Origin of the sequence: Ralstonia edaphi (assembly GCF_958350185.1) — a bacterium.
Classification (GTDB): Bacteria; Pseudomonadota; Gammaproteobacteria; order Burkholderiales; family Burkholderiaceae; genus Ralstonia; species Ralstonia edaphi.
Genome location: NZ_CATWHI010000009.1, coordinates 1 through 18539 on the forward strand (window position 1 = coordinate 1; position 18539 = coordinate 18539).

Consider the following 18539-nt stretch of genomic DNA (forward strand, 5'->3'; position numbering starts at 1 on the left):
ACCGCAAACCCGCTCCACTCCTGCTTCTCCACCACCCAACACCACCACCGCCACTTGCGTTTCGGCGCTGTGTTTTGCAGCGAGGGGCGAATACTAATGTGCGGAAGCGCAGCTGGCAAGCACTTTTGTGAGTCACTCACAAAAATCTTCTTGATCACCGGCCCGCACCGCCATGGGCCGCTTGCGTCATGGCAGGTTGAGGGGCCGATAAACGCCGCGTCGGCCAACCTGCGACACGGATCGGGCCGGGCGATCGCCCCGTTACTTATAGAGATGCGCTCGGCATCAATGCTTGCCCGGCGCTTGGCACAGCTTCTGGTTGTAGAGAATCGCCTTGCTGGTTGACGCGTAATTGTCGGCGTCGCACGGCGGCAGGATCAGTGTTGAGTCCTTCTGTACCTTGACTGCAGTCGTCTCGGACAGCACAGCAAGGCACTGGGCGTTGTCGCCACGATGGTATTCAGTCACGGCCAAGTCGCTGCGGGCCTTGTCGCGCTCGATCCAGTCCATGAAAGGGTCGCACTCGGAAAGCAGCGAACGCAGCGTTGTGCGGGCGGCGTCGTAATCCTTGGCGACATATTGCTTGTGCGCCTGGCCGATGCGGGCTTGGCGCTGGCGGTCGGTGCAGGCGGCGGGCGCGCGGCGGTAGTCGCCATCAAACATGGCGCGCATGCCGCAGAATTCTCGGCAGGCTTCGGCGGTGGCGGAGGAATCCAGCTTGAGCGCATCCTTATTACCTGACACGGCGATGCGGCACCTGCCTTCATCCTTGTCGACGCCAACGCGGCCACGGAATGTGCCTTCGATCGCGCACGTGTGGCAGTTGCCGCCAATCGTCGTGATGTTGAAGCTGCTGCCCTTGACCGTCATCGTGCCGCTCGCGCTGCCGCCCAGGATGTAGACGTACTCGCCCGGCTCGACGGCCGGGCCGGCCGCCATGGCCCATGCGCTGGCCAACAAGCCTGCGATCGTCAATGTGCGCCGCATCCACATTCCACGCGTCATCTGTTCATTCCTGATTCATGGAGGCGGGATGCCTCCTTCAAGCGCGCCATTCTGGCGGCTGGGTATGTTGCCTCGCAACCGCCAGTGAGCAGCGCACCAACCGGTCAGATGTGAAGCAGCGCCAGCACGGCGACGACACCGCCGACAGCGCCAACGCCGTACGAAAGCACCTGCATCCAGCGCCGACGAGAAAGCAACGTGATGGCCGCCAGGGCGATCGACACCTGGATGGCGGCCACCGCTTGCGCCCATCGGTGGTGATGGTGGACGGCAAGCTCGCTCGCCTCGTCGGCTTCTTTGGCAAGACGCTCCTGGTCTTCGGCCTGGCGGCGGATGTCTTCCTTCTCGGCGGCGTAGCGTTGGGCGTCACGCTTGGCGGCCGCCTGATCGGTGCCGGGCAATTGGGCAGTCAACTCGGCAATCGCCTGTTTCTGGCCTTTGGCCTGGTAGTAGGCCCAGCGGTTGGCAGCCTCGGTTTTGTGGATGGCGGCTTCGTTCTTGGCGAGTAGCGCAGCGTTTTGCGTGGCGCCACCTTGGTAACCGAAGATGGCGCCGGCCGTCGACAGAATTGCCGTCATGACGGCGATACGCCCTGCAAAGCTGTCGGCGTGGCCGCTTTCCGCTGCGTGCTCGAGCGCGTGATCGTGCGCGCCGTGCACGTGAAATCCCTCTGACATGGTTGCTCCCCTATTGGTCTTGCTGACCTTGTATCGTCGTGCGCCTGTCAGGCACCGACCTCACAATGTGCATGGCCTTGCACGGAAAGGCAACGCCTTGCGATGCCCATCCAACGTCGCAGATGCAGACTGCCGACACCCGCACGCACAGGTAAAGCACCGCAATTGCAAATCATTTTTACGCAGAAGAATGGCGTCGTTGAATACGCGAAACGGGTCCGTATAATCGCGCAGCAATGCGAACGAGCGCCAATATTTGATTGGCAATCGCATTGTTAATAAAACAAAACAATACTGCGAGTCAGACCCATGGATGCGTCCCGAAAGCCTTTGGCGCCAATGCCCGAAGAGGAACACCAACCCGCCATCGTCCGCGTGGCCGACGCGACGCTCCGCGATGCCAATGCGCTGCTCCATGCCAATGGCGGCCTGAAGTTCGGCCGAGGCATGATCGGCACGATCCTGGCGCTGGTGCTGGGCTTTCTGTGTTTGCTGGGCGTGCTGGCCTTTCACTTTCCGCAGTATCTGACGACGCCGGAATTACGCCGTGCGTATTCGGTGGATGTGATTCGGCAGATCCTGTTTGTCTCGCTGTTGATTTCCGGCGGGTTATCGCTGGCAAATATCGTGCTGGATAACCGCCGTCGCCTAAACGGCCTGGCGTTCCTTTTTGTGGTGATTGCCGTGGCGCTGGGCGGCTCCCGCGTGCCGGTGGGCGATTTTCCAGATCACACGCCGTATATCGGCATGGACTGGTTCATTCTCGACCTGCTCGGATCAACGGCAATCTTCGTGCTGCTTGAGAAGCTGTTCCCGCTCTACAAGAAGCAGCCGGTGTTCCGCGCCGAATGGCAAACCGACATGGTGCACTTTGCGGTGAACCACTTCATCGTGGGGCTAGTGCTGCTGGTGGTGAACTTCCTGATCCACCGCGTGTTCGGTTGGATGGTGCATGCGGACTTCCAGCAGATGGTGCAGCACATCTGGTTCATTCCGCAGTTGCTGCTGTGCATGCTGGTGGCCGATCTGATGGAGTACGTCACGCACCGCGCGTATCACGAGGTGCCGTTCCTCTGGCGCTTCCACGCCGTGCATCACAGCGTGAAGACGATGGACTGGCTGGCCGGCTCGCGCCAGCACATTCTTGAATTGATCGTCACGCGTGTGGCAGTGCTGGGGCCGCTGTTCGTGCTGGGCTTCGACAAGGCCGTGGTCGATGTCTACATCATCATCGTGGGCTTCCAGGCGGTGTTCAATCACGCCAACGTGCACTTGCCGTGGGGCCCGCTGAAGTACATCTTCGTGACGCCGGATTTCCACCACTGGCACCATTCATCGGAAGACGAAGCGATCGACAAGAACTACGCCGCGCATTTCGCCTTCATCGATTACCTGTTCGGTACCGCGGTGAAATCGAAAAAGGCCTTCCCGGAGAAGTACGGCGTGGTGGGCGACTACATGCCCGACGGGTTCGTCAACCAGCAGCGCTTTCCGTTCCGCCGTCAGCAAAACTGAGTCGAAGGTTTCCCATCATGCCGCTCGCCCTCGCCGCCCAGAACCTCATCGACCGCCTCGGTCTCGAACCGCACCCGGAAGGCGGCTTCTATCGCGAGACCTATCGCAGCGAGGAACGCGTCCAGCGAGGCATCCCGCCCATCGAACGTGCGGCTGCCACCGCCATCTATTACCTGTTGGCGGATGATGCATATTCCGCCTGGCATCGGATCCAGTCGGACGAGTTGTGGCACTTCCATGCGGGGGACTCACTCAATGTGCATGTGTTGGAGACTGACGGTACGGTGAGCACGCATCGCCTGGGCCACGCGGCCGACGATGCGATGGCGGTGTACCAGGCGGTGGTGCCGGCGGGCCGCTGGTTTGCAGCCGAGCGCGTGCCGGGTGAACATGGGTATGCGCTTGTCGGCTGCACCGTTGCGCCGGGGTTCGAGTTCAGCGAGTTCGAACTCGCCGACGGTAGTGCGCTGCTCACGGAGTATTCGGCACATGGTGATCTCATCCGGAGATTGCTGCCCCACCCTGCGGCGCGTTAGTCAGCACCACACCACGCTCTCATAGCCGACCGTGCGCCGGTAGACGCTGATACCCCGCCACGTGCTGTACTCCATGTACGCACAGGTCAGGATGACGATCCAGTTGGCTGCTGCCGTGGCTGTGGTGGACATATCCCCTCCCATCTTTGCCTGCCCGATAGTTGTCTTATCGGCACGTTTTCAGTCTATGAGAGGGGGCCCAAAAGCCATTGCAAGAGCAATGACGCTTCTCGGCCCCTATTTCAGGACCACGACTCCGTATGGGCATCACCCGTCGCAAACGGCCCGCGCAGCACAGCCCGAATGGATCCTGGAGCGCACAGTACGGCGCCGACCGTCACGCTGCCGGACACCGCCAGTACGCAGCCGCTTTCAAGTGTGCCCTGCCAACGGCGCATAAGGCGCGGCACCACTCAGTCATGGTGCGCGCTGGAACGCTGGAACTGATGGCAGATCACACCATCGTCTGAAACAAAAAAGGGAGGGCGTCGTGCCAACTGAGTGCCGCCCTCCCCGTTTTACGGCCTTCAAGTGCTTCCGGCTTACAGCTCGAGCTGCTCCAGCACTTTCCCCTTGGTCTCGATGCCGAGGAAGTAGATGGTAATTGCCGCCAGGATGGGCACCAAGGCCAGCAGCAGGAACGCATTGCTGACGTTGCCCGAGCCGATGGTCGAACCGATCAGCATTGGCGAAAAGATCGCCGCAATTTTCAGCCACGCGCCGCCCATGCCGCAGCCGATCGCGCGGATGTTGGTCGGGTACAGCTCCGGCGTATAGACATAAGCGGTGATAAAGCCGCACGCCATCAACCCCAGCGCCAACGAGCACAACCCTGCCACCACATAGAGCGACTGCTCGTGCAGCAGCCCCGCCAGCGCCAGCGAGACGCCGCACAGTACGAACGACACGACCATCACGGGCTTGCGACCCACCTTGTCGACGATCATCGCGCAGACCAACGAGCCGACCACACCCAGCACCGAAGCCAGCGCCGCCAGGTTCAGCGCCAGTTGCAGCGGCGCGTGATAGATCGTCTTGTAGACCGTCGGCAGCCATGTCGACAGACCGTACTGGATGAAACCGCACGTCGCCCACAGCATGGCCACGACCACTGTTCGCTTGATATACACGGGCCCGAACAGATCACGCATGCCGCGCTTCGGGTGGCGATGCGACATCTGCTCGAAGGCCGAGGTATCGCCCAGCGGGGGTAGCGGCTCCGTGGCCTTGGCTTCAAAGCGTGCCTGTGCGGCATCAGCCTCGGCCATGCGGCCATTGGTTGCCAGCCAGCGCGGGGACTCCGGCACCGCCTTGGGCAGCGTGAAGAACAGCACCAGCGGAATGCCACCGAGAAAGTACATCACCTCCCAGCCGAAATGCGGTACCAACCACGCGCCGAGTGCGTTGGACACCAGCAGGCCGATCGGGAACACCACCTCGTAGAGCAGCACGAAGCGCCCGCGACCATGCGCGCGCGTGACTTCGTTGATGTACGTTGCCGCCACGGGCAGCTCGCCGCCCAAGCCAACGCCTTGCACGATACGCAGCGCTGCAAACACGGCAAAACTGGGCGCCACGCCACACAGCAGGCTCATCAAGCCGATGATGCCCGCGCTATAGCCGATCATGCGCACGCGACCGAATCGCTCGGCCAGCATGGGAAACACCAACGCGCCGATCAACTGACCGATGCCGGGGGCACCGATCACAAAAGCGATCTGCGCCGGTGTCAGATGCCACTGCGCAATCAGCAGCGGCAGCGTTGCCGCGATGACGATGACGTCAAAGCCGTCGAAGAATGTCGCCAACCCGATCAGCAGACGCGCGCGCACGTGCATGCCGTTGCTCTTGAGCCGCTCGATGCGGGCAACGATCTTGCCAAGGCTCATCGCACTCCGCGACGCATCGTGGTCAATTCCGCTATCAATCAAAACACCTGGCTTCATGTGAAGCTCCTTCCGGAGGAAGTTGATGCGCCACCGGGTCGCTGCCCAGCGGCGCGCGATGGGTCAGGACGTCAGAACGAGTGGTGCACCCCGGTGCTGACAACGACCTGGTTGCGCTGCGCCGCTACACCTACGCCGTTGATGGCAGCAGACTGCGCATCGCCGGACGCACGCTGATACGTACCTTGCAGGTAGACCTGTGTGCGCTTGGAAAACGCATACACGTTGCCGAGGCTGAACTGATTCCAGCGGGCGCCCTCGTACTTGCTGAAGGTATAGCCCACGTTGAGCGTATTGGCGGCGCTGTAGTGCCACGCGGTGCCCAGATCGACGTTCTGCGCGCGGGCGTTGGCCCCGCCCAGCGTGATGCGCGTTTGCGTATAGACCGCGTTAATCTGCACCGGCAGGCCGCTGAACTGATACAGCGCGCCGGCACCGAACGACTTGACCGAACTCATCGGCGTCATCACGCCGGGCACGAGCGTCGTGCCGAGCGTGTTCGTGATACCCAACCGACCCGCGATGTCCAGCGCGCGGTCGTTGGACGCGGTATAGGCCGCGGCGGCTCGAAAACCGCCATTGGTGTAGTACGCACCGAGGCTGTAACTGCGGCTCTTCGACGGCGAACCGGGTACCTCGCCAAAGCCGTACATGCCGCCCAGTTGCAGCCCGCCGAAGATGGGCGAGACGTAACGCACAGCGTTGTCGATCTGGAACTGGTTGGCCAGGTTGTCGAAGTTGCCGGGGTGGAACAGGTAGAAGTTGGTGAGCTGGAAGCCGTTGCTCAAGCGGCCGAGGTAATCGAACATGAAGTCCGCCTGATGGCCGAGTTGGATGTTGCCCAGGCGATCGTTCGTCAGGCCGACCCACGCCGTGCGGTTGAACAGCTTGCCCGCAACCACGCTGCCGCCGGTGTCGCCCAGAAACCCCGATTCCAACTGGAAGATGGCTTGCGTACCGCCGCCGAGATCTTCCGAGCCGCGCAGGCCGAAACGGTCCGGCTGCATCGTGCCGGGGTCCATGCGCAGCGCCGAACCGCTGGACGCGCCACTTTTGAGGCTATTGATGTAGGCGACGCCCTCATCAATGCTGCCGTACAGCGTCACGTTGCTCTGGGCCGCCGCCGTACCGGCCAGGCTCATCGCCGCAAGGGCGAACAAGGTTGTCTTCATTTGCAGTTTCCTCCACTGGACAAGGTGTCCGCCCCGCCAGTTGTTATCGCCGTCTTGGTGGACGAGCTGGTTGTGGTTCTTGCTTTGTTTCGTATGCGAAACGTCGTTTAAAAGAAAAACAGGGCGCAAAAAAAGACGGCGCGGCTGGTCGGGCCGGCGCCTAAACCATCCTGCGCTTACAGATCGATCACCAGGCGCTTGCCCTTACAGCCGGATACGCAAACCATCATCGTTTGGTTGGATGCGCGCTCGCTCTTGGACAGCACGCTGTCACGGTGGTCGGGCTCGCCTTCGAGCACGCGCGTTTCGCACGAGCCGCACACGCCTTCCTTGCAGCTGTGTTCCACCTCGACGCCAATCTCCAGCAGCGCGTCGAGCAGCGACTTGCCAGCAGGTACACACAACTCGGCACCGTTGCGCGCGAGCTTGACCTGGTATTCGCCCTCCTGCACCGACTCCACACCGGGGTCGGCTGCAAAGCGTTCGATATGGACGTTGGTGTAGCCCAGCGCCTCACAGGCCGCCTCGAATGCCCGCAGCATCGGACCGGGGCCGCAGCAATAGAAATGCGTATCGGCCGGATGCCCTGCAAGCAGCGCTTTCAGATCGGGGGGGCCACCGGCTTCTGCGTCCAGGTGAAAACGCACCGCTTCGCCATGGGCGGCCAGCTCATCGGCAAAGGCCGCTTCGGCACGCGAGCGGGCGCAGTACAGCATCGAGAACGTCTTGCCTTGCTCGGCCAGGCGACGCGCCATGCAAACGATGGGCGTCACGCCGATGCCACCTGCAACCAGCACGGTGCGCGGCGCGGTTTCGTCCAGCTCGAAGTGATTGCGCGGGCCGCCGATCTTGAGCGTCGAACCGACGCGCAACTGCTCGTGCACATAGCGCGAGCCGCCGCGGCTGTTGCGGTCAAGCAGCACGCCGACCACGTAGCGGTCACGCACCTCTGGCGCGCCGCACAGCGAATAACTGCGCACCAGCCCGTTGCCGAGATGCAGTTCGATATGCGCGCCCGGTGCGTATTCGGGCAAAGGCTTGCCGTCGACATCGCGCAGCTCCACGCTCACGATGCCTTGGGCTTCGTAGCGCATGGCATGCACGCGCAGGTTGAGGGGGGAATTCATAGCACGTCTCTCTGCAACGTTTCAGCGCTTTTCCGTCAAGAACTTGCCTTCCGGGCCGGCGACGTTCTTCTGCCGGCGTGTGTTGCCGTCAATGCCGCCGTCGATGGCCCATTCGGCAAACACGGTCGGGCCGGGCTCGAAATCGCGCGGCTGCCAGTCGGCGTCGAGCTGGTCTTCATCGGCGTAGTACTCGATCAATCCGCCAGCCGGGTTTTTGAAGTACCAGAAGTACGCCGACGAGATCGGGTGACGGCCGGGGCCCAGCTGCGTATCCCAGCCACAGCGCGACACGTGCATGCCGCCACCGAACACCTCATGGATGTCGCGCACCGTGAAAGCGACGTGGTTGAGGCCGCTCTTGGCCTGCGGCGTCTGCAGCAGGAACAGGTCGTGATGGCCGCCTTCGGGCTCGCAGCGCAGGAACGCCCCGCGCCCCGGGTAGTGGTCGGACGGCACAAAGCCGAGCTTCTCGACATAGAAGCGCTCCGTGCCCGCCACGTCCTTGACGAAAAAGACCACGTGGCCGACTTCGATGGGCGTGGCGCGCTCGTAGATCGGGCTGGGTTGGTTGCGGCGTGGCTTGTCCGTCCACGTGTTCATGGCAGCGCATTGCACGTCGACGTCGCGCTTCGTGGTCATCTGCACGCGCACGGCCAGACCGTTCGGGTCGGTGCAACCGACGCGGCCGTCGGCGTGCACGTAGCCGGGCTGGTCAGCCAGCGTGTCGACTAGGCGATCGAGCACAACGTGCGAATCGGTGCCCCAGATCACTTCGCGCAGCGTCGGGCCGGCTTCCATGGCCGGCGGCAGCGCGGCATCGTCGCTGCGCTTCACGCGCACGCGGCAGCCGTTGAGCGTCTCGAACAGCAGGCCGCTGGCGTCTTCCGATTGCAGGGCGAGGCCCCAATCCAGGAAGAACTGCTTGCAGGCGGCGAGGTCGTCGGCACCGTAGACGATTTCGTCGATGCCTCGAATCGTGTTCATCTTGATCTCCTGTGGTCTGGGTGTTTGCTTCGGCGTTAGAGCCGGTAACAAGACCCAGCGAAGCGGTCCTGGCAAGGCGTGCCGCCGCAGACAGTATTTGAGTACGGCAAGGCGGCACAACGACGCTAGGAGGGTTCTGTTAGCGGCGCTTAGTTGGCGTTGGCCCAGGCCAGCGGTTGTTCATTCAAGCCCCAGTAGAGGCTCTTCTGCTCCATGTATTGCAGGATGCCGAGGCGGCCCTTCTCGCGGCCGAGGCCGCTGTCGCGCCAGCCGCCAAACGGCGTCGAAATCGAGAACTGCTTGTATGTGTTGATCCACACGTTGCCGGCCTGCACCGCGCGGCCGATGCGCCATGCGCGCTTGTAGTCGCGCGTCCAGATCCCGGCGGCCAATGCGTAGACGCTGTCGTTGGCCTGTTCGATCAATTCGTCTTCATCGTCGAACGGCATGGCGACGAGCACCGGGCCGAAGATTTCTTCCTGGCAGATGCGGGCGCTGTTGGTGAGCCCTTCGATGATGGTCGGCGTATAGAAATAGCCCGACTCGCAGCCGGCAATTGCGGGGCGCAAACCTCCCGTGCGCAGGTGGCCGCCCTCTTCCACGCCCATCGCGACGTACGACTCGATGGTCTCGCGGTGGCGGTCAGTAATCAGCGGGCCCATCTGCGTCGATTCATCGGCCGGATTGCCGACACGCAGACGTGCTGCGGCAGCGGCCAGGCGATCCATGAACGGCTCGTACAGCGAACGCGCCACGAACAGGCGCGAACCGGCGATGCACGACTCGCCCGACGAGCTGAAGATGCCGTACAGCACGCCATTCACGGCGTGGTCGAGGTCGGCATCTTCAAACACCATCGTCGGCGACTTGCCGCCGAGTTCCAGCGACACCGGCATCATCTTGTCGGCGGCAATGTGGGCAATGTGTTTGCCCGTGGTCGTGCCACCCGTGAACGACACACGGCGCACCAGCGGATGCTTCGTAATCGCATCGCCAATCACGGAGCCCTTGCCGGGCAGCACGCTGATCATGCCCTTGGGCACGCCCGCCTCTTCGCAAATGGCAGCAAGTTCCAGCGCCATCAGCGGCGTAACCTCCGCCGGTTTGACGACGACGGCGTTGCCCGCGGCCAGCGCGGGCGCCATCTTTTGCGCTTCGCTGGCAATCGGCGAATTCCACGGCGTGATGGCGGCCACCACGCCCATGGGTTCATGCACGCTCATCGTCAGGCAATCGCCACGCATGGGCGTGAGCGACTCTTCCAGCGTCTCGCATGCGGCGCCGAAGAACTGGAACGTGGCCGCAGCGCTTGCCACCAGCGCGCGCGTCTCGTTGATCGGCTTGCCGTTATCCAGCCGCTGGCGTTGTGCCAACGCTTCACTGCGCAAACGGATCAGCTCAGCTACGCGGTACAGAACGGCCGCGCGCTCATGCGGCTTGCGCTGCGCCCAGCCGCTGGACAGGAAGGCGCGGTAGGCGCCCGCCACCGCCTCTTCCACATCGGCGACGCTGGCGGCATTGAGTTCTGCAACGACTTCACCGGTGGCCGGGTAGCGCGTGGCATAGCGCTCGCCCGTGCCGAGGCGCCAATCGCCGGCAATGCAGATGGGCAACACGGACGTTGCGGTTGCGTTCGGGTTGGAAACAGTCATGGCGCTATGGCCTCGCTTAAATCGAAACAGCGTGCGCGCGGTTGCCCAGCGCACGCACCACGCTGAATACCGTCAGCGCAGAAGTCTTGGGATTGGCCGCCAGCGGCTTGCCGCGCATCGTCAGCTCGAAGCCGCCAAAGGCACCGCGCGCTTCGACGTGATGGATGTTCTCGTCCACCGTTGGGTCGGCCAGCAGCTTGACATGCGTGTGCTCAAGACCGAGGCCCGCCAATGACAGCGTGGCCGCCACGTTGGCATTCTTCGGAAACAGACGCGCAGCTTCACGGGCATTGCCTTCGAAGATCACCGTCGGCTCGCGCAGCGCATCGAGGTCGAACTGCTGCTCGGCCGGCGTGTCCTTCCAGGCGCGCGGCGGCTTGCGGCCGGTGTAGACCACGGCGTCCAACCCGCCGACGCGCGCAGCGGCCAGTGCGTCGATGGCGCCGATGGCGCCGGACAGCAGTTGCACCTGCGCGTTGCCACGGCGGGCCGCAGCCTCCAGCCGTTCGGCCACGCCGGGTTCCGACAACGCACCCACCGATACGACCAGGCAATCGATGCCCTGCTCCAACGCCGGCAACACATGCTCTTCAAGCGCATCATGGCCAGCGCATTCGACCAGCAGATCAGGATGCGCATCGGCCGACAGATGCGTCGTGACACGCGCATTCGGCGCAAACGGGGCGATGGCCTCGCGCGCCTTGTCCATCGCGTGCTCAGGCACGATCACGGCGTCAAAGCACACATCCGGATCGCTCTTGAGCAATTCCAGTACGCCCTGCCCGATCGCTCCGCACCCGACCATCGATACATGCAGCATGTACGGCTCCTTCAATTGGCTCGGTTGCGGGTTCACGCCACCACCGTCGTGCGCTCGGCTGCGCGCTCGCCCTGGCCGTCCTTGGCCTGCTGGTTGACCGGCGGGCCTGCAAAGATCGTCTTGAAGCTGCCGATGGAGAGCATGTCGATCTCCATCAGAAACGGGCCTTCGCCGGTGGTGGCTTCCTTCAGCGCGCTGCTCACGTCTGCCAGATCCGACACGCGGCGATGACGCAGTTGCAGCGACTGCGCGAGCGCCGCGTAGTCCGGCGTGTGCAGATCCACGTAATGGCGGCGGCCGCCGTACTGCGCGTCTTGAATGTTCTTGATGACGCCGTAGCCCTTGTCGTTCATCAGCACGATGACGAGGTTGGCGCGCTCCTGCACCGCGGTCGCCAGTTCGCCAAGGTTCAGGATGAATCCGCCATCGCCGGCCAGGCAGAACGTGGTCTTGCCTGATCCGGTTGCAGCGGCACCAATGGCCGCGCCAATGCCCATTGCCAAACCTTGGCCGATGCCGCCGCCCAGCGCATGCACGCCGGCGCGCGAGTCAAAGATGCGGAGTTGCCGATTGCCCCACGTGCTGTTCGACACGGTCACGTCGCGCACCCAGTTAAATTCGCGCCCCACGGCGGCTTGCAGTGCCTCCACCAGCTTGGCGTACGGACCGAGGCCGTCGATCAGCCCGCCTACGGCTGCATCGTGTGCCGCCCGCAGGTCTGCCGCGAATGTCGCGTCGATCTGCATCTTCTTTTCCAGCCGATCCGCCAGGCCATCCAGCGCAAGCGCTGAATCGCCGCATACGAAGTAGTCGCTGGCGTAGCAACGGCCTTCCGCCGATGCATCCGCATCGATGCGGTACAGCGGCCGCGGCAGCTTCAGTTCGTACTTGAGCGTTTCGTTACCGCGCAGGCGCGAGCCGACCACGACCATGGCATCGCACGTCTGGTAGAACGCTTCGACCGGCTTGTGCAGGTTGAATGCGCCCAGCGAGCGGGGGTCATCTTCCGGCACGATGCCGCGGCCCTGCGTGCTGGTGACCACACCAAAGCCGAGGTCCATCAGACGCTTGACCTGCTTCGCAGCGTGGCGGGCACCACCGCCGAGCCACAGCATCGGACGGCGCGCGCGCGACAGACGTTCAGCCAGTTCGTCCAGCGCGTGGGCCGACGGCACATGCTGCGGCACCAGCAGCGGGCGCAGGTCGTCCGGCATCGGGATCAGCGCGGCTTGAATATCGATCGGGATCTCCACGCTCACCGGGCCGGCCGGCGCCGTCAGCGCGGTCTGCACGGCCAGCTTCATCGTGCTGATGGCCGTATCGGCACTGCGCACGCGGAAGGCTGCCTTGGAGACGGCCTTGAGCATCGTGAGCTGGTCCGGCGCTTCGTGGATGTACGCGAGGCTCTGGTCCAGGTACGGCGTTTCGATCTGGCCCGTGATATGCAGGAGCGGCGTGCCGGCGGTCAGGGCTTCGACCATGGCGCCCGCCGCGTTGCCGGCAGCGGTGCCGGTGCTGGTCAGGCAGACGCCCAGGCCGCCCGTGGTCCGGGCATAGGCGTCGGCCATGTTGGCGCCGCCGGCTTCACCGCGCGCCATGATGAAGCGGATCTTGCCGCGCTCACCCATCGCATCGAGGATGGGCATGTTGTGGATCGAGATGACACCGAAAGCGGCCTTGACCTCGCAGGCCTCCAGGAAGGCTGCAATCGCGTGGCCCACCGTGACCAGCTGTTGTTCCTGTTGTTGTCGTTTAAGCATGACGGGAGTGTCCTCCGGAGATATCGATGTGGCTGCCCGTGGTGTACGAAGACAACGGCGAGGCAAGGAACAGAATGGCGCGAGCAGCCTCTTCGGGCAGGCCCAGGCGTCCAAGGGGAATGTGTTTTTGTGCGGCCAGGCGACGCGTCCACGCGGCCCAGTCGAGATGGCGATCTTCGTCGGGTCGAGCCTCGAAGCGGCGGCGCCATTGGCCGGACTCCACCAGGCCGATCAGGATGCCGTTGACGCGCACGCCCTTCGGTGCAAATTCGGTCGCCATCGAACGCACAAGATTGAGCACACCCGCACGCGCGGCAGAGGTGGCCACCATGTGCGGCTCGGGCTGCTGCGCGAGCAGCGAATTCACGCAGACGATCGCGCCGTGCGCCGAGCGCTCGAGTTGCGGCAGAAAAGCGCGCGTGGGATGGATCACCGAGAAGAACTTGAGATGCAGCTCCTGCGTCCACGCGGCATCGTCGGTATCGGCAAACGTCGAGACACGGCCTTGGCCGGCGTTGTTGACGAGCATGTCGACGGGACCCAGCGCTTGCTCCACGGCGTCGGCAAACGCTGCCATCTGCGCGGCGTCGAGCACGTCGCACGTTGCAGCAAACAGCCGGGCGTTGGGGAAGCGGCTGCGCAAACTTTGTTCGGCTTGCGCGAGGCGTTCGGCATTGCGGCCGCACAGCGCCACGGCGGCACCGGCTTCCAGCAGCAGTTCAACGGTGGCCAGGCCGATGCCGGAGGAGCCGCCCGTCACGACAGCGGTCTTGCCAGTCAGGTCGATCATCGGCATGGTCATTCGCGGAACAGGTTGACGACCTTGCCGCCTGCGGGGCGGTAGTCCAGCAGATAAGACAGCTCGCCGGCAGCGGCACGCACCTTGTCGATCATCAGATCGAGCTGTGCAGGTTCAATGCGCGGCGACGGAATCGTCGTGCCGAGCGCGGCCACCACCTTGCCGGCGCGGTCGAGCACCGGTGCAGCAATCGTCGAGATGTTGGCTTCGAAGAAGCCTTCCTGCAGCACGTAGCCGTGTTCGCGGTCGCGCTGCACCATCTCGAACAGCTCTTCCACCGTGCGCGGCGTGTTGGCGGAAAACACTTCCAGCTGCGGCTCCGGATAAAGCTGGCGCAGCTCGGCCAGCGACAGATCAGCCAGCAGCACACGGCCCAGCACGGTGGCGTGAGCCGGCAGGCGCGTGCCGACATTGACCGAACTGGTGAACGGCGTGGGCGCCACCGATTTCGCTACGTAGACGATCGAGCGGCCATCGCGCACGACGAGGTTGCACGGGTAGTGAATCTCGTCGCGCAGACGATCGAGCAGCGGGCGACCCAACTCGGTCAATTCCAGCGACGCGAGATATTCAAAGCCCAGGCGCAGCACCGCCATGCCGAGACGAAAATCGCGGCCGCCGTCAACGCGTTCGATGAAGCCCATCACTTCAAGTGTGGTCAGCAGGCGGAACACCGTGGAGCGCGGCACCTTCAGGCGGCGCGCCAGTTCCGGCGCAGACAGCACACGGTCTTTGTGGCTGAACTCGCACAGCAGGCGCAGGCCGCGTTCGAGCCCCGGCACGATGTACTTTTCCTGCACGTCTTCTGGGATGAGGTCGTTGCTCATACGTCTTGGCGCTTAGGCGTTTTGGGATTGGGAGAGAACAGCGTGTTCGATCCAGCCTGCAACAGCGTCAGGCGCATCGATATAGGAGGCATGCCCGGCTGACGGCACAAGCGCAAATGGCAGATCGAACGTCTTCGCCAGCGCTTCGCAGCCCTGCGGCGGCGTAATGCCGTCGCCATCGCCGCATGCGATCTGCGCGGGTGTGGATGCGGGGCGTTTGCTCAGATAGGCGCCGATGTCGTCGCCGCTCAGCATCGCCACAGCCTGGCGATAACCACCGTCGTTGAGGCGCTTCATGTTCCAGCGCACCCAGGCGCGCTCTTCATCGGTGGCATTCGGGCGCAGCAGATGCGCGTGGCGCGACTCCGCCATGCCGTCGATGCCAAGCTGGTCGAGCGTTGCAAGACGCTGCGCCTGCACGCTGCGGGACTTCTCTTCCTGCCCCGGTTGGCCGTAGCCCTGCGCGGGGTTCAAAAGCAACAGGCACTTCGGCTGCATCGCCACTGGCGCGGCGGCCACATACGCCGATGCCATCAGCGCGCCCAGCGAATGACCGACGATCGCATCGGGCGTCACATCCAGCGCGGCAAGCCACGCCTGCAACCGCCCAGCGTAGTCGGCAGCGCGCGGTGCAACGTCTGCAAGCGGCGTGGAGTTGCCGTAGCCCGGCGCATCCCATGCCAGCACGCGCATGTTGTGCGAAAGAACCTGCGCGCACGGCAGCCATGACGCAGCGCTGGAACTGATGCCGTGCAACAGCACCACCACCGGCCCGCGCTCGCCCCATTGCCGATAGCCGATGCGGTCGCCGTGCACGTTGATGGCGACGGTGCGTTCGGCAAACCCGGCGCCGAGCACGGCAAGCGCGTCGGCAACTCGGAACGGATGGGAAGACATGACAGCCTGCGCGCTCATGGCATCAACGCTTGATCTTGGCGAGCGGATGCTCGGGCGGATACGTCGGCGTGATCGGCTTCTTGGCGCCGAGCATCACGCACATCAGCGCGTCTTCGTCGCCGATGTTGATTTCTTCGCGGTACACGCCGGGCGGCACCGAGACGAGGTCGCGATCGGTCAGGATGGTCTCAAAGCGCTCGCCGTCCTTCTCCAGCACCAGCTTGAGCTTGCCGCGAATGATGAAGAACACCTCTTCCACATCGGTGTGCAGATGCGACGGGCCTTCGTGGCCGGCCGGAATGACCATCGTCGAAAACGTGAAGTGCTCCGCCGGCACCGTGTTGGTGTCAGCGGCCACGCCCGTGCCGCCCGTGCCGAGGTAGCGCATTTGCGCACGGCGGTATTTCGGGTCGAAGTCGGCCTGGAACTTGAGGGCGTCCCAGTCGTAGCGGCGGGTGGAAAAACGCGCGACGCGGCTGTTCATCCAGTCTTCAAACGACGCGCCTTCCGGGCGGTCCCACGTGCGTTGCACTTGCTGTTGTTCGGAGAGATCGCTCATCGAATACCTCTTCTGAATGGTGTGTGGATGCATTACTGCATGACGAAACCGCCGTTGACGGCCAGCGTCTGGCCCGTCACGAATCGGGAAAGGTCGGACAGCGCGAACAGCACGGCGCCGCACACGTCGTCCGGCAGTTGGTCGCGCGAGATGGCGCGCTGGTCGCGGTACAGCGCGTGGCGGTGCGCCGGCACGTATTCGGTGGCTTCCACCAGCGTCAGGCCGGGCGCAATGGCGTTGACGGTGATGCCGTCTGCGCCGCATTCGCGCGCCAGAGACTTGGTCATGCCGATGACGGCGCTCTTGCTCGCCACATACGCCAGCAGGTTCGGTGCGCCCCACAGCGGGGTGTCGGACGACAGATTGACGATGGCGCCGCGGCCCGAAGCCTTGAGCGCCGGCAGGCAAGCCGTCGTCATCAACCATGTGCCGCGCACGTTGACGTTCATCACGCGGTCCCAGGTCTCGATGTCGATCGACGATGCATCGCGCCCGCCCGAGTTCGTGATGGCCGCGTTGTTGACGAGCCCGTCGAGCCCACCCAGTGCCTGTGCGGCCGCAGCAGCGCATGCCTGAATGGAAGCCGGATCGCCAAGATCGAGCGTGAAGCCATGCGCATCAAAGCCTGCCGCACGCAGCGCCGCGGCCTCTTCCTGCACGCACTCGCCAAGAATGTCGGCCAGCGCAACCGCGCCACCGGCTTCGGCAATCGCCTTGGCAAAGGCCAGACCCAGTCCGCGCGCAGCGCCCGTCACGAGCACCTTGCGGCCGGCCAGCAATCCGGCAGTTGAATTGCGCTCAGGCATGTTGAGCTTCCGTGGGAACAGGCTTGAGCATGGCGACAGGCGCGTCGGCCAATTCAGCGGCGGCACGGCGTGCGAGCACACGGCGGATACGCGTGATGCCGATGTCGTGCTGATACAGCGTCTCGTGGTCGCGCGCTTCGGGTGCCATCGACTCCAGCACCACACGGTCCTGCTCCAGCACATCCCAGTGCAGGCCTTCGAGGCGATTGCGATACAGGAAGCGCCACACGTCGCGCTGCCAACCCTGCACGTGGCGCGTGCGCCAGAAGTAGACGATGCAGTGCTCCTCATCGACCGGCGTCACGATGCCGATGATGGTGAACGGCCCGCCCGGGCCGACCTTCGGTTGATACGGAATCGACAGGCGCAGCCACATCGTGCCGGTCTCGCCAAACTCGGTCCAATCGAAGTTCACGCCGCGCTGGCCGGTCTTCTGGAACATGATCCCGTGGTCGGTTTCAACCACTTCCATCACGGCCTTTTTCTCGCCGCTGGCCATCGAGTGCGACACGGCATGCAGGTAGGCGCCGTGCATCGGGTCCATGACGTTGTCGATGGCATAGCGGTAGTTGACGTTCCAGTGCGCGAAGCAGAGGAAGTGGCTGTGCTCGTCGCTGGTCAGCTCTTCGGGCAAGCGCAGCGTGCCGACAGCGTCGTCAAACTCCGACGGGGCCTTGTCGCCAAACCACAGGAAGATGGCGCCGGCACGTTCCTGCACCGCGTAGCTGCGCACGCAGGTCTTGCCCTCCATGGGGCAAGCGTCGACAGCCGGTACGCTGGTCACCGTACCCTGGCCGTTCACTTCAACGCCGTGGTACCAGCAAGCCACGTGGTCGCCCAGGTTCCAACCCATCGACAGGCGCGCACCACGGTGCGGGCAGCGGTCTTCCAGCGCATGCACCTGGCCGGCGGTGTCACGCCACAACACGATGTTCTGGCTCAAACGCGTGATGCCCACCGGCGCGTTTTTCACATTCCACGACGCCGCCACCGGGTACCAGTAGTTGCGCAGACCGGTGTTGATGCGCGCTTCCTTCTGCGCTTCCTTGTTGCCTTCCATTGCTTGCCTCTTCTGATGGGTTGAGCCGTGCGCCTCTGCGGGCAATGCGGCGTCGAATCGTGTTGGAACCGGCCTCGACTCAGGCGCCCAGGCGGCGCATCTCGGCCAGGAAGGTGTCTTCCGTCCAGGTCTCGCCACCGGCCGCATTGCGCGGGCCGCGCTCGTTCAGCACGGCGACGATGTCGGCCGGCGTTTGCGCGCCGCCCAGGAATGCCGCTTCCAGCGAATCGGCCAGTTGGTTCTCATAGGCGGTCGGCTCGGCGGCGCGTGTTTGCCACACCAGATTGGCGACGTGGCCGGGGCGCTCGACACGGCCCTTGCCAGCGACGTTGTTCGGAGAAATGGGCTCCCACGGAGCGAGGTCGGGGTTGTATTGCGATTGCATTTCTGTCGACTC

19 protein-coding genes are annotated in these 18539 nt (G+C 63.9%); 2 read left to right on the forward strand and 17 right to left on the reverse strand.

The window, feature by feature from the left end; all coding sequences use genetic code 11:
* Window positions 1–285: 285 nt before the first annotated feature.
* Together R2669_RS23145 and R2669_RS23150 are read right to left on the reverse strand one after the other, a co-directional pair.
* Complete coding sequence (locus R2669_RS23145; RefSeq protein ID WP_430708840.1) at window positions 286–987, reverse strand: hypothetical protein; 702 nt, start codon at window positions 985–987, stop codon at window positions 286–288.
* 122 nt (window positions 988–1109) lie between these two features.
* Window positions 1110–1682 (reverse strand): DUF4337 domain-containing protein, encoded by a 573-nt coding sequence (locus R2669_RS23150; RefSeq protein ID WP_027680163.1) that lies wholly within the window; start codon window positions 1680–1682, stop codon window positions 1110–1112.
* A 309-nt stretch (window positions 1683–1991) separates the two neighbouring features.
* Here R2669_RS23150 and R2669_RS23155 point away from each other — a divergent pair, with 309 nt between their 5' ends.
* A complete protein-coding gene (locus tag R2669_RS23155) occupies window positions 1992–3197 on the forward strand; it encodes a sterol desaturase family protein (protein ID WP_316902185.1) in 1206 nt (401 codons plus the stop codon).
* A 17-nt stretch (window positions 3198–3214) separates the two neighbouring features.
* Window positions 3215–3733 carry a cupin domain-containing protein gene (locus R2669_RS23160; RefSeq protein WP_316891903.1) on the forward strand — a complete coding sequence of 173 codons (519 nt, stop codon included), beginning with the start codon at window positions 3215–3217 and terminating at the stop codon, window positions 3731–3733.
* On the opposite strand, the gene R2669_RS23165 is transcribed toward R2669_RS23160, so the two are convergent.
* From R2669_RS23165 to R2669_RS23235, 15 genes are all read right to left on the reverse strand, one after another.
* Window positions 3734–3865: a hypothetical protein gene (locus R2669_RS23165; RefSeq protein ID WP_316891901.1), complete on the reverse strand. Its 132-nt coding sequence runs from the start codon at window positions 3863–3865 to the stop codon at window positions 3734–3736.
* 410 nt (window positions 3866–4275) lie between these two features.
* A complete protein-coding gene (locus tag R2669_RS23170; RefSeq protein WP_316902186.1) occupies window positions 4276–5679 on the reverse strand; it encodes an MFS transporter in 1404 nt (467 codons plus the stop codon).
* A gap of 71 nt (window positions 5680–5750) precedes the next feature.
* Entirely contained in the window at window positions 5751–6851 is a 1101-nt protein-coding gene (locus tag R2669_RS23175; RefSeq protein WP_316902188.1) for a porin, read from the reverse strand.
* Between the two features lie 176 nt (window positions 6852–7027).
* Window positions 7028–7978, reverse strand: coding sequence for a PDR/VanB family oxidoreductase (locus R2669_RS23180; RefSeq protein WP_316902190.1), 951 nt, complete (start codon window positions 7976–7978; stop codon window positions 7028–7030).
* Window positions 7979–7999: 21 nt separating this feature from the next.
* Complete coding sequence (locus R2669_RS23185; RefSeq protein WP_316902191.1) at window positions 8000–8962, reverse strand: VOC family protein; 963 nt, start codon at window positions 8960–8962, stop codon at window positions 8000–8002.
* 149 nt (window positions 8963–9111) lie between these two features.
* Window positions 9112–10614: an aldehyde dehydrogenase gene (locus R2669_RS23190; RefSeq protein ID WP_316902193.1), complete on the reverse strand. Its 1503-nt coding sequence runs from the start codon at window positions 10612–10614 to the stop codon at window positions 9112–9114.
* A 16-nt stretch (window positions 10615–10630) separates the two neighbouring features.
* Window positions 10631–11434: an aspartate dehydrogenase gene (locus R2669_RS23195; RefSeq protein WP_027680155.1), complete on the reverse strand. Its 804-nt coding sequence runs from the start codon at window positions 11432–11434 to the stop codon at window positions 10631–10633.
* 32 nt (window positions 11435–11466) lie between these two features.
* The gene (locus R2669_RS23200; protein WP_316902195.1) at window positions 11467–13194 is read right to left on the reverse strand and encodes a thiamine pyrophosphate-binding protein; all 1728 of its coding nucleotides are present in this window, start codon (window positions 13192–13194) and stop codon (window positions 11467–11469) included.
* Window positions 13187–13990, reverse strand: coding sequence for an SDR family oxidoreductase (locus tag R2669_RS23205; RefSeq protein WP_316902197.1), 804 nt, complete (start codon window positions 13988–13990; stop codon window positions 13187–13189). Before R2669_RS23205 ends, R2669_RS23200 begins: the two co-directional genes overlap by 8 nt.
* Window positions 13991–13992: 2 nt before the next feature.
* Entirely contained in the window at window positions 13993–14820 is an 828-nt protein-coding gene (locus R2669_RS23210; RefSeq protein WP_024974095.1) for an IclR family transcriptional regulator, read from the reverse strand.
* Between the two features lie 12 nt (window positions 14821–14832).
* A complete protein-coding gene (locus R2669_RS23215) occupies window positions 14833–15735 on the reverse strand; it encodes an alpha/beta fold hydrolase (protein WP_316902198.1) in 903 nt (300 codons plus the stop codon).
* Between the two features lie 4 nt (window positions 15736–15739).
* Window positions 15740–16276: a cupin domain-containing protein gene (locus tag R2669_RS23220; RefSeq protein WP_102065176.1), complete on the reverse strand. Its 537-nt coding sequence runs from the start codon at window positions 16274–16276 to the stop codon at window positions 15740–15742.
* Window positions 16277–16308: 32 nt separating this feature from the next.
* Window positions 16309–17082, reverse strand: coding sequence for an SDR family oxidoreductase (locus R2669_RS23225; RefSeq protein WP_316902201.1), 774 nt, complete (start codon window positions 17080–17082; stop codon window positions 16309–16311).
* Entirely contained in the window at window positions 17075–18142 is a 1068-nt protein-coding gene (locus R2669_RS23230) for a Rieske 2Fe-2S domain-containing protein (RefSeq protein ID WP_316902204.1), read from the reverse strand. Before R2669_RS23230 ends, R2669_RS23225 begins: the two co-directional genes overlap by 8 nt.
* 79 nt (window positions 18143–18221) lie before the next feature.
* The gene (locus R2669_RS23235) at window positions 18222–18527 is read right to left on the reverse strand and encodes a recombinase-like helix-turn-helix domain-containing protein (RefSeq protein WP_102065178.1); all 306 of its coding nucleotides are present in this window, start codon (window positions 18525–18527) and stop codon (window positions 18222–18224) included.
* Window positions 18528–18539 lie beyond the last annotated feature (12 nt).